10 protein-coding genes are annotated in these 12,042 nt (G+C 66.7%); 3 read left to right on the forward strand and 7 right to left on the reverse strand.

The features are described from left to right. Positions 1-16 precede the first annotated feature (16 nt). Complete coding sequence (locus tag GBZ48_RS02425) at positions 17-262, forward strand: hypothetical protein (protein WP_174469546.1); 246 nt, start codon at positions 17-19, stop codon at positions 260-262. Between the two features lie 81 nt (positions 263-343). Here the strand turns inward: GBZ48_RS02425 and GBZ48_RS02430 are convergent, their stop codons facing one another. The 7 genes from GBZ48_RS02430 to GBZ48_RS02460 form a co-directional block, all read right to left on the reverse strand. Beyond that, positions 344-1,429: an FUSC family protein gene (locus GBZ48_RS02430; RefSeq protein ID WP_174469547.1), complete on the reverse strand. Its 1,086-nt coding sequence runs from the start codon at positions 1,427-1,429 to the stop codon at positions 344-346. A 4-nt stretch (positions 1,430-1,433) separates the two neighbouring features. Continuing rightward, positions 1,434-2,690, reverse strand: a complete 1,257-nt coding sequence (locus GBZ48_RS02435; protein WP_425485967.1) for an MFS transporter — start codon at positions 2,688-2,690, stop codon at positions 1,434-1,436. A 211-nt stretch (positions 2,691-2,901) separates the two neighbouring features. Then, the gene (locus tag GBZ48_RS02440) at positions 2,902-4,155 is read right to left on the reverse strand and encodes a cytochrome c (protein ID WP_174469548.1); all 1,254 of its coding nucleotides are present in this window, start codon (positions 4,153-4,155) and stop codon (positions 2,902-2,904) included. Then, positions 4,152-5,924 (reverse strand): GMC family oxidoreductase, encoded by a 1,773-nt coding sequence (locus tag GBZ48_RS02445; RefSeq protein ID WP_174469549.1) that lies wholly within the window; start codon positions 5,922-5,924, stop codon positions 4,152-4,154. The genes GBZ48_RS02440 and GBZ48_RS02445 overlap by 4 nt, the downstream gene beginning before the upstream one ends. 3 nt (positions 5,925-5,927) lie before the next feature. Then, entirely contained in the window at positions 5,928-6,710 is a 783-nt protein-coding gene (locus GBZ48_RS02450; RefSeq protein WP_209798250.1) for a gluconate 2-dehydrogenase subunit 3 family protein, read from the reverse strand. 240 nt (positions 6,711-6,950) lie between these two features. After that, entirely contained in the window at positions 6,951-8,642 is a 1,692-nt protein-coding gene (locus tag GBZ48_RS02455; protein ID WP_246306938.1) for a caspase family protein, read from the reverse strand. A 60-nt stretch (positions 8,643-8,702) separates the two neighbouring features. Further along, a complete protein-coding gene (locus GBZ48_RS02460) occupies positions 8,703-9,653 on the reverse strand; it encodes a LysR family transcriptional regulator (protein WP_174469551.1) in 951 nt (316 codons plus the stop codon). Between the two features lie 107 nt (positions 9,654-9,760). Between GBZ48_RS02460 and GBZ48_RS02465 the strand changes: the two genes are divergently transcribed. Together GBZ48_RS02465 and GBZ48_RS02470 are read left to right on the forward strand one after the other, a co-directional pair. Next, complete coding sequence (locus GBZ48_RS02465) at positions 9,761-10,591, forward strand: SDR family NAD(P)-dependent oxidoreductase (RefSeq protein ID WP_174469552.1); 831 nt, start codon at positions 9,761-9,763, stop codon at positions 10,589-10,591. A gap of 210 nt (positions 10,592-10,801) precedes the next feature. Then, a complete protein-coding gene (locus GBZ48_RS02470; protein ID WP_343049143.1) occupies positions 10,802-11,911 on the forward strand; it encodes a type II asparaginase in 1,110 nt (369 codons plus the stop codon). Positions 11,912-12,042: the final 131 nt, after the last annotated feature.

The following is a 12,042-nucleotide window of genomic DNA, read 5'->3' on the forward strand; positions in this document are numbered from 1 at the left end:
CAAAAGGAGCCGGACGATGAGCAAGACGATCATGTGGGCCGAAACCGACGCCAAGGGCTTCGAGTCCGAGTGCCTGTTCAACGAGGACAGCCGCCACTACGAAGTGATGGTCTGCGCCTCAGGCCGCCGGCTCTGCCGGTCGGAGTCCTTTCCGGCCCAGTCCGACCCCATGCAGGGGATGAGCGAAGACGACCGCCAGCGGGCGCTGCACTGCGCCGAACGGCTGGTGACCGAGATCGAACACGATCTGGGTGACCGCTGAACGGGCAAGCCCGGACTTCTTGAAACGGCCAGGGCCGGCATCCTCGCGGTGCCGACCCTTTCGCCGTCCGGCGGCAGCGGCCTACCGATGGGCGGCGAAGTCCGCCGTCCGTTCGACGAGGTCTTCCAGGTTGCGGCGGAACTGCTCCAGCGCGAAGCCGGTGCCGAACATCCGCCACAGCCAGTCGGTCGGCATATCGCGCGTCCGCCTTTCCGCCCGCGTGCGGTCGATGCCGGCCCGGTAGCCTGTCAGCGCGTCGGCAAGTGCCGTCGAGCGGTCGGGCGGCTGGCCGGTGGCGAGGGCATCGGCCAGACCGCGCAGGATTGACGCCCCAGCCGCCGCGACCGGTGTCCAGTCGGGGCAGACGTCGCGGTCGGCGATATCCTGCCGGGGCTCCCCCACAGCGCGGCGCAGCATCACCACGTCGTGCCGCAACCGCATCAGCGTGCGCAGCAGCGGATCGGGGTCGGGCATATCGGCCAGCCGGCTCCGCCGCTCCCTCGCAGCCTCGCCCACCAGGGTTTCCAGCCGGGTCAGGGCCTGCCGGGTCCGCACCGCCAGCCGGTTCATGACGGCCTGGGACGCGTCGTCGGTGACCGCCAACGCCTCCAGTTGCTCGGCCATCAGCCGCGTCACCTCCGCCGCCGTATCCAGCACGGAGCGCGAGGCGCGGGCCGGCACCACCAGCAGCGACACCAGAATGCCGACGATGCAGCCGAGCCCGACCTCCAGCATGCGGTCGGTGGCGAAGCTGAGCGGGCCGAGGCTGGCCCCGGCACTGCCCAGCAGCACGATGATCGCGGTGATCGGCGCGATGCGGAAGCCGGCCGACTTGGCGGCGAGGTAGGACAGCGGCGCCACCGCCGCCAGCAGCGCCGCGGCACGCGCCAGCCCGTCCGTGTGTGGGATCAGCATGGCGATCGCCCCGCCATAGGCCACCCCGACCAGCGATCCGGCGAAGCGGTCCAGCGCTGCCTTCAGCGAGCCGCCGACATTGCTTTGGGTCACGATGAGCGCGGTGATGACGGCCCAGTAGCCCTGCGGCAGGCCCAGCATCTCCGCCAGCGCGAAGGTTGCGAGGGAGGAGGCGGTCATCCGCAAGGCATGCACCAGCTTGGACCGGTTCCGTGTCACCCACGACGCCGGCACGCTCCGCCACCCGCTCATTCCATCAGTCCCGGTCCATCTCCGACTGGTGCTTAGTGTCGGGCATGACGACGTAAATCACCAGCGACAGTGCGATGCAGCCGGTGACGTACCAGTAGAACCAGCCTTCATGACCGGCCTCCTTGAACCACAGGGCGAAATACTCTGCCGTGCCGCCGAAGATCGACACCGTCAGCGCATAGGGCAGCCCCACCCCGAGAGCGCGGATGGAGGCCGGGAACAGCTCCGCCTTCACCACCGCGTTGATGGAGGTGTAGCCGCTGACGATCACCAGCGCCGCGCAGATCAGCCCAAAGGCAACCCAGCCGCTCTTGGTCTCGCTCAGCGCAGTCAGGATCGGTACCGTCAGCAGCGTGCCCAAAACGCCGAAGCCGATCAGCAGCGGCCGCCGACCGATGCGGTCGGACAGCGCACCGACCAGCGGCTGGAGCAGCATGAACAGAACCAGCGACCCGGCGGAGATCAGCGTCGCGTCGTCCTTCGTCAACCCCACCGTGTTGACCAGGAATTTCTGCATGTATGTGGAGTAGGTGTAGAAGGCCACGGTTCCGCCGAGCGTCAGCCCGACGACGATCGCGACCGCGCGCGGATGACGGGCCAGTTGCCGCAGCAGGCTGCCACGCGGCTGGGCGCTCCGATGGCGGGTGAAGGACTGCGTCTCCTCGATCCGTCGGCGCAGATACATCGCGGTGACCGCGCACAGCGCACCGATGACGAACGGAATGCGCCAGCCCCAGTCGTGAAGCTGCTGTTCTGTCAGGAAGACCCGCTGCAGCAGGACCAGCACCAGAAGGGCCAGCAGCTGGCCCATGATCAGCGTCACATACTGGAAGCTGGAATAGAAGCCGCGGCTTTCCCGCGCCGCCATTTCGCTGAGATAGGTGGCGCTGGTGCCGTATTCGCCGCCGACACTGAGCCCCTGCAACAGACGAGCGGCGACCAGGATAACCGGCGACATCAGGCCGATGGTCTGGTAGGTCGGCGTCAGTGCTATCATCAGCGACCCAAGGCACATCATGGTGACCGACAGGGTCAGCGCCGACTTGCGGCCATGGCGGTCGGCATACCACCCCATCAGCCAGCCGCCGATCGGCCGCATCAGGAAACCCACCGCGAAGATCGCCGCGGTGCTGAGCAGCTGTGCGGTCAAATCCTCGCCGGGAAAGAAGGCATGGGCAAAGTAGAGCGAGAAGGCCGAATAAACGTACCAGTCGTACCATTCGACCAGATTGCCGACCGACCCGCCGAAGATTGACCTCAACCGGCTGGCCGTTGACAGATCCCGATCCGGAGGGGCACTCACAGCCCCATCGGCAATCCCGGCTCCGCGCTCCATCGCCATCGTCGCGTTCCCATCTTTTTGAGGACGGATGGCTGAGGCAGCAGGTCGGCCGCCGCAGCCATCCGATGGGACTCAACAATTCCGAAGGCCGGTCGGGTCCGCGCCCCTGCCCGGCGATGGGCCGCCCCTGTCAGTTCGCCTGGGCCAGCGTCTTGCGCACCTTCGCCACATCCCCGGCGCTGACCGGCGGGGCGGCATTGCTCCAGCTGTTGCGGATGTAGGTAACGACCGCCGCCACGTCGGCATCGGTCAGCCGCCAGCCGAGCGGCGGCATCGCCGGGCCGGTCGGACGGTCGTCGGTCGCCACCGCGCGGGAGCCGTCCAGCACCAGCCGGATCAGCGTCGCCGGATCGTCGGCCTGCACCAGACCGCTGCCGGCCAAGGTCGGGAACAGGAAGGTCTGGCCCTTGCCGTCGCCGCCGTGGCAGGCCATGCAGGTGTCGGTGTAGACCGCCCCGCCCGTCCTCATCCGTGCGTCATCCGCCGCCAGCGGCCCCGGCGCCTTGCCTGCGGACGGCGTCTGGTCGAGCAGATAGGTCGCGATGGCCTTCAGATCGGCATCCGTCATCTTTGAGCTGGAGTTCTGGATCTCCTCCGCCATCGGGCCGGAGGCGAGCGACTGGTGGTTCGCCCCGGTCTTCAAATAAGCGGTCAGCTGGTCGACCGACCAGTTGCCGATGCCCTGCCGCTTGTCCGCGGTGATCGACGGTGCATACCAAGCCTGAAGGTTGGCCCCCTGCAAGGCCCGGTCGTTGTCGTCGGCACCCAGCGCGCTCTTCGGTGTGTGACAGGTGCCGCAATGGCCCAGCGCCTGGACCAGATAGGCGCCGCGGTTCCACTCCCCCGACTTCTGCGGGTCGGGCTTGAAGCTCGAGGGTTCGAAGTTCAGCAGGTTCCAGCCCGCCATCAGCAGCCGGATGTTGAAGGGGAACGGCAACTGGTTGGCTTCGACCGCGTTGCTCACCGGCGGCAGCGTGCGCAGATAGCTCCACAGCGCATGGATGTCGTCGTCGGTCATCCGCGTGTAGGCCGGATAGGGCATGGCGGGATAGAGCCGCTTGCCGCCGCGGCCGATGCCCTCCCGCAGGGTGCTGCGCAAATCCTCCTCGGTCCAGTTGCCGATCCCGGTCTCGCGGTCCGGCGTGATGTTGGGGGCGACCAGCGTGCCGAAGGGGGTTTGCAGCGCCGTTCCGCCGGCATAGGGCTTGCCGCCCGGCACGCTGTGGCAGGCGACGCAGTCGGCGGCGGTGGCGACATAGCGCCCGCGCTCGATCAGACCGAAGTCCTGGTCGTCGGCGCGCGCCGGCACGGCGAGGATGGCGGGCACCGCCGCCGAGACCAGCAGGGCGGCGGCCGCGGCGATGGCGAGACGGTTCCGGGTCATGCGTGCACCAGCGGGCCGGGGGATTTCAGATAGCGGCTGCGGATCGCGTCCGCCGCGCGGAAGGCCAGCGCCCCCACCGTTCCGGTCGGGTTGTAGCCGGAATTCTGCGGGAAGACGTTGGCTCCGACGGTGAAGACGTTCGGCACGTCCCAGCTCTGCAGATACGGATTGACCACGCTGGTGGAGGGGTCCATCCCCATCGCCGTGCCGCCCACCACATGGGTCGACTGGTAGGGCACCACCGACCAGTGGCCGGTGCGCGGGTTCTCGTCGATCTGCTGCGCGCCCATGGCGCGGACGATCTCCGCCACCTTCCTAGTGACGTAGTCCGACATCTTCAGGTCGTTCTCGGGGAAGTCGAAGGTGATGCGCATCAGCGGGCGGCCGAGCCGGTCGGTGTAGGTCGGGTCGAGGTCCAGGAAATTGCCGCGGTTGGCATAGCTGCTGGCCTCGCAGCCGACGCTGAGATTGCTGAGATAGCTGTCGCGCACCGCCTTCTTCCAACCCGATCCCCAGGTCGGGCTGCCCGGCGGCGTCGGCCGCCTGCTGATCGGCTCCGCCCCGATGGGGGCGCAGCGCGTGCTGCCGCCGCCGAGGAAGCCCAGCGGCCCATGGTCGAAATTGTCGTTGTTGAATTCGTCGATCGCCATGCCGGTGGCGCCGCCGCCAATGAAGTTGTTGAAGTTGTATTTGGCGGGATCGAAGAAACCGACGACCTGATTTGCCATCTGATAGCAGAAATTCCGCCCCAGCGTGCCCGTGCCGGCCCGGTGGTCGTAGGGCGTGCCGATGCCGGAGAGCAGCATCAGCCGTACATTGTCCAGCATAAAGGCGCAGAGGATCACCAGATCGGCCGGCTGTTCGTACTCGTTGCCGGAGGTGTCGATGTAGGTGACGCCGGTCGCCTTCTTGCCGCTGGAATCGAGGTTGACCTTCAACACCTCGCACAGGGTGCGGAGTTCGAAGTTGGATTTGCGCATCAGCACCGGCAGCACCGTGGTCTGCGCGCTCGCCTTCGAATAGTTGGCGCAGCCGTAATTGGTGCAGAAGCCGCAGAAGGTGCATTGCCCCATCGTCACGCCCAGCGGGTTGGTGTAGGTGCGCGACAGCAGCGAGGACGGGATCGGAAAGGGCTTGTAGCCCATCTTGGCCGCCGTCTCGGCGAACAGGGTGGGGCCGTAGGTCTGCATCATCGGCGGGTTGGGGTATTCGCGCTGGCGCGCGCCCTCGAAGGGATTGCCGCCCTCCTGCATCTGGCCGTTCAGGTTCCCGGCCTTGCCCGACACGCCGGCCAGATACTCGAACCTGTCGTAATAGGGCTCCATGTCCTCATAGGTCAGGCCCCAGTCCTGGATGGTCATGTCCTCCGGTATGCTTTGGGCGCCATAACGCTCGGTATAATGAGACCGCAGCCGGAAGTCGGCTGGTGAGAAGCGCCAGGTGATGCCGGCCCAATGCACGCCGGCGCCGCCGACGCCGTTGCCGGGATGGAAGGAGCCGAAATGCCGCATCGGCAGCGCCGTCTGGTCGGCGTTGTTGCGGGCGGTGACCGTCTCCTGCGCCGGGCGCAGCATCAACTCCTGCCGGACATTGTAGCGCAGTTCGTCCGGGGCATAGCCGATGTTGAAGTCGGTGGCGGTGTCGCGCCACGGGCCACGCTCCAACGCCACGACGTCCAGCCCCTCGTCGCACAGCTCGTTCGCGATGATCGAGCCGGTCCAGCCGAGCCCGATGACCACCACATCCTTGCGGGGAAGTTTGCGCGCCATTCCTCAGCCCTTCCTGGCCCAGTCGCTGCGCCCGCCGATCGACACCGGCGGCAGCGTATAGTTCTGATTGTGCTTCAGCACATGATCCCGATAGTCATAGCGGGTGCCGGGAAAGCCGATCATCTTCCAGCTGACCATGTCGCGGTTGCCGCCATAGACGGGATCGGCGAAGAACCCCTCCATGGTGTTCTGCAGGATCTGGCCGAAGAAGCTGACGGCGCTGACCGGGCCGTCGAACTTCACCTCGTCCTTTTCCATCGCCGTCAGAAGCTGGTCCTTCTGTTCCGGCGACAGGTCGGTGAAGCTCTTGCCCCCCATGGTCTGGCGGCAGTGGGCGTCCAGCGCCTTCAACCCCTGGCGGTATCTCACCGCCGGGGTCAGACCGCTCTGGTCGCCCTGGGTCGGCAGGCCGGGCTGGAACGGACCCTTCATGTAGAGCCGTTCGGAGCTGCCGTAGTGGCCGGACAGTTGCCGGTCGATGAACACGGCGCAGCCGGCATCCTTACCGCTGATGCTGAGATCGTCGGCGGGGATCAGCCGCTCGGCAATGGCCTCCACCAGCTCCGCCTCGCGCGCGGTGAAGAAAATCCAGGGGCCGGGCAGCACCTGCCGGGGCGGCTCGATGGCGCCGGAATCCCAGGGCAGCCCGGTGCCGAACAGGACTCTCGCGCGGGCGCCGGAGGCCGACAGCGCCACCAGCCCCATGGCGGTGGTGGCGAGAAACCGGCGGCGACTGGTGTGGAATACGCTTGGGCGCCCCGTTTTCAGGCGTTCGCTTGGGGTCATGCTTCAATCATCCCGGAGTCGTTGCAACCACTGCCCCTGTCGCATTGCACAACAGATCAGCGGCGGAACGAAAATTTCCAATGATCGAAATACATACACCCGCCACAAAGACACGCGCCGTCGTCATTGGGCGATGATCGCGCACAAAAGGTCAGGGCAGATGGCGCGAATGCGGCCCTCGCCGGTGGTAACCGTTTGCGATAACAGAGCTTCGGCAACCCGCGGTTCCGGCGTTGCCGGTCACTCCTCTTCCTCGTCTTCCTCCTCTTCCGGAACCTCTTCGAAGACGATCCTGTCGCCTACCGCGTAGAGCATGCACTCATGGTTGCCGCCGGACTGTTCACACCGCTCCAGCGCCGCGTCCTTCGCCTCCTCCTCGCTGTCGCGATCCCAGACGGTGGCCCAGCGGCCGGACAGTGTCACCGCCAGCGCCTTGTAGCCAGGATTGCGCTGGTAGTTCACCATGCCGACCTTGCGGGTGTGGTCGCTGACGAAGGGCACGCGCGCTGGATCGAAACGGCCGGCCCCGAGAATTTCGACCGGCATCGGCGTGAAGCCCTTGGCATCCATCACCACCGCGTCGTCGACCGCATAAAGCGTGCAGGGCTCCTCCGCACGGTACTGGCAATATTGCAGGGCGCTGCGCTTGACGTCGTCCTCGGTCCGGCTGTTCGACTTGTTGGAGAAATAGGCGTAATTGCCCTTGGTCGAGATCGCCAGCGCCTTGGGCGAGGGCAATCCGCTATACATCGCCAGCGTTTGCCGCGATTTGGCGTTGAGATAGGGGATCGACGCCACATCCAGCGGCCGGGCCAATGGTGCCACCGGAGCAGGGATTGCCGAAGGGGCCGGGATCGGCGCCGGGACAGGAGCTGGGCCGGGAATTGGGCCAGGAATTGGAGTGGGAACCGGCGGGGCGGCGAGTGCCGCAACCGAAAGCTGGGCCCGCTCCGCGGGAACCGCCCCACCCAGTTCGACGACGCGCGCCTCGGCGATGGGGGCGAAGGTACCTTGCGGGAACTGCTTCAGATAGGCTTCGAACAGCCCGCGGTTGGAACTGCCCTTGATGCTGTCCCAGAACAGCGTCTCCTTGTCGGCGTTCGCCGCGGGGGCCGTCGATGCCGGGGGCGCTGCGTCGGCGGGAGCTGCCGTCACCACCGTGGTCGGCCCCAGGAAATAGAAACGCCCTTCGATGGGAGAGGCGGAAACCCAGGGCTGCTGCACCCCGCCGGAGTTGCGCTTCACCGCGATGCCGACATCGTTGAAGACATCGAACACCGCCTCGCCCGGCTTCAGCATCGCCTTCGACAGCACCTCGGTATAGGGGCTGTTGGAGCCTGAGCCATCGGCCGCCACGGCGCCCGGCTGGGTCGCATAGGCGATGATGGTTCCGGCGGGGGCCTGCATCTGCGCCAGGCCCGGCAACGCCGCACGCATGCCGCGCCCGCCGAAGGGGTTGTTGCGGCAGGCGTCCAAGATGACGATGTTCAGCCGGCTTTCCGCCAGCGCCATCTCGTCCAGCACCATGGCGACGTCGATCAGTTCGTATCGGACATCCGCCTCCTTCTCCAGATTGGCGGAAACCGGCAGCAGGTAATTGGTGCCCCGCGCCTGCATGCCGTGTCCGGCATAGAAGAACAGCCCGACATCGGCCCCGACCAGCTTGGCGCCGAAGTTGCGGATCGCCCGTTCCGTTGCCGCCCGGTCCAGATCGAGCTGCGGCGCCCCGCCGATCAGTTCGAAGCCGGCCGCGCGCAGGGACTCCGCCATCGCCTTGGCGTCGTTTGTCGGGTTGGGCAGCCGCGGCGCAAAGCGGTAGTCGCTGTTGCCGAGCACCAGCGCCACCCGCCGTTCCGCCGCGGCCTCACCCGAGGCCGCCACCCAGACGAAAAGCGACAGGGCGAGCGCGACGGTGCGTCCCAGGATCTTCAAAGCCGGTTTCCTTCGGATCGAAAGCAGTTCCGGCACTCTGCCCAGGCAACGGCGCGGGTTTCAAGGTCGGCGACCATCCTCCTGCTCCTGCAAGGCGTCAGCCATGGACGCGGCCGTGCGAACCGCGTCGATGAAAGCCCGCAAGGCCGGGGCCATCTGCCTCTGGCGCGGATAGCACAGGAACCGGCCGGGAAAGCCGGCGGTCCAGTCTTCCAGCAGCGGTACCAGTTCTCCCGCCGCGATATGACCGGCCACCGCGTCCTCGACACAAAAGCCGACCCCGATGCCCCGGAGGGTCGCACGCAAGGCCATGTCCTTGTCGTTGAAGATCACCGGCCCGTCGACCGCGACCTCGAACCAGGACCCGTTTCCGAAGAATTCCCAGGCATAGGGCATGACATGGCCCGGCCAGCGCCAGCGGATGCAACGATGGTCGACCAGATCGCGCGGATGCGCCGGACGGCCATGACGATCCAGATAGTCCGGCGACGCCACGGCGACCTGCCGCAGGTCCGGGCCGAGACGCACGGCGACCATGTCGCGGTCGATCACCTCGCCGATCCGGATGGCCGCATCGAAGCCGCCGGCCACCAGATCCACCACCGCATCGTCCAGCGTAATGTCCAGCACCACATCCGGAAAATCCCGTGCGAAGTCCGCCAGCATCGGTTCGATGTAGCGTTCCGCCGCCGCGCGGAAGCTGTGGACGCGCACGATGCCGGAGGGGCGTTCGCGATACTGGCGCACCTGCCCGATGGCGTCGCCGAGTTCCGAGACGGCCGGCTGTACGCGCCGAAACAGATTCTCACCGGCATCTGTCAGCGCGACGCTGCGCGTGGTCCGGTTGAGCAGCCGCACTCCGACCCGCTCCTCGAACCCGCGCACCAACTGGCTGAGCGCCGACGGGGAAACACCCAGACGCTCCGCCGCACGGCTGAAACTCAGCGTCTCGCCGACGGCGAGGAACGCGCGAAGCTGGTTGTAGTCACTGCCGGAGAGCAAGGGATCCATGGGCCGAAGAAAACATTCTTCAGCCACGCTTACAAGTCTCATCAGAAATCCGGGTATTCTGTGATCCGGCAACGGGACGTATCTCTGACCGCGAAAGGAGACCTCCCATGACCACATGGTTCATCACCGGCATCTCGCGGGGCCTCGGGCTGGCACTCGCCAAGGCGGCCCTTGCGGAGGGCGACACCGTCATCGGCACCGTCCGCACCGGCAGGCCGGACCTCCCCGTGGGACGCGGCACCCTGCATGTCCTCACCGTCGATCTCGCCGACGGCGATGCGGCCGAGGCGGCGGTCGAGCAGGCCTTCGCTCTCGCCGGCCGCATCGACGTGATCGTCAACAATGCGGGCTACGGCCTGCTGGGGGCGGTCGAGCAGGCCAGCGACGACGAGGTCGCCCGTCTGTTCGCGGTCGACGTGTTCGCGCCCTTCCGCATCATCCGCGCCGCCCTGCCCCGCCTGCGCGCCCAGGGGGCAGGGCATATCGTCAACATCACCTCCATCGCCGGACGCGCACCCGGCGCCGGTTCCGGTCTTTACGCGGCGGCCAAACACGCCCTGGAAGGATTGTCCTCCAGTCTCGCGCAGGAGGTCGGCCCGCTGGGCATCAAAGTGACGGCGGTGGCTCCCGGCGCCTTCCGCACCGACTTCCTGTCCAGCCATTCGATCCGCAAAAGCACCCATGAAGACGCGGCCTATGCCGACAGCGTCGGGCGCATGTCGTCCGCCTTCGACAGCATGGCAGGGCACCAGCTCGGCGATCCGGATCGCGGGGCGCAGGCCATCCTGGCCGCCGTCCGTTCCGATACCCCTCCGCTCCACCTGCTGCTGGGCTCTGATGCCCTCAACCGCGCCCGGTCCAGGCTCGACACCGTGATCGCGGAAATCAACGCCTGGGAAGCGGTGACCCGCAGCACCGACTTCGCCGACCGGGGCTGAGGCGCGGGACGGACCAACGGGCGGGCCAACGGGCGGGAAGTTTCCGGCAAACTCTCCCGCCCCCGGCACCGACTCTCGAACGGGCATTCACATTTGTTCCGCAAACCGTTCATGACGCTGACTAAGGGCATTCAATCGAATTGCCGAGACTGCGCCCTCCCGCAGGCTGGCACGGGCCGGCCAATAAAATCGCACTGGGAGAGGAACGCCGTGTTCAAGACCACCACACGCTCCATGGGCCGCAGCATGAGCCGCAAAGTGGCCGCCGCCGGACTGGCCGCGCTGCTGCTGAGCGGAACCGCGACCCATGCCGCCTTCGCCGATGATGGGCTGCCCAACGTCACCATCCTGGCGACCGGCGGCACCATCGCCGGCACCGGCGCCACCAGCACCACGACCGTCGGCTACACCGCCGCCAAGGTCGGCGTCGAGAAGCTGATCGAAGCGGTGCCGGAGTTGAAGAAGGTCGCCAATGTCAAGGGCGAGCAGGTCTTCCAGATCGCCAGCGAGAACATGACCAACGACCATTGGCTGAAGTTGGCCAAGCGGGTCAACGAGTTGCTGGCACAGAAGGACGTCGACGGCATCGTCATCACCCACGGCACCGACACCATCGAGGAAACCGCCTATTTCCTGAACCTGACGGTCAAGAGCACCAAGCCGGTGGTGATCGTCGGCGCCATGCGGCCGTCCACCGCCATCAGCGCCGACGGTCCGGTCAACCTCTACAACGCGGTGACGCTGGCCGGCTCCAAGGATGCCGTCGGCAAGGGCGTGCTGGTTTCGCTGAACGACCAGATCAACGCCGGCCGCGACGTGACCAAGACCAACACCTCGACCGCCGATACCTTCCGCACGCCGGAACTCGGCTTCCTCGGCTACATGCAGGACAACAAGGCGCATTTCTACCGGCAGGTCGTGCGCAAGCACACCGCCGAGGCGGAGTTCGACATCTCCAATCTGGACAGCCTGCCGCAGGTCGACATCGTCTATGGCTATGCCAACAACAACCGCACGGCGCTCGACGCCCTGGTGAAGGCGGGGGCCAAGGGCATCGTCCATGCCGGTGTCGGTGACGGCAGCCTGTCCAATGCAATGAAGCCCGGCCTGATCGACGCCCGCAAGCAGGGGGTGGCGATTGTCCGCTCGTCCCGCGTCGGCAACGGCATCGTCGCGCGCAACGGCGAGGCCAACGACGACGAGCTGGATTTTGTCGCCAGCGACACCCTCAACCCGCAGAAGGCACGCATCCTGCTGATGCTGGCGCTGACCAGGACGACCGACAGCAAGGCCATCCAGAAGATGTTCTACACCTACTGAGCCGGGACATGCAGACAGGGGCCGTCCTGCACTCTCCGGCGGCCCCTCTCCCGTCGCAAAGAATTCTGTCGGCAACAAGCACCCCGGATCGGGCGTTGAGCAGGAGGAAGCGGAAGCCGCACCGGGGTAAG

The organism is Azospirillum melinis (genome assembly GCF_013340935.1).
GTDB lineage: Bacteria > Pseudomonadota > Alphaproteobacteria > Azospirillales > Azospirillaceae > Azospirillum > Azospirillum melinis.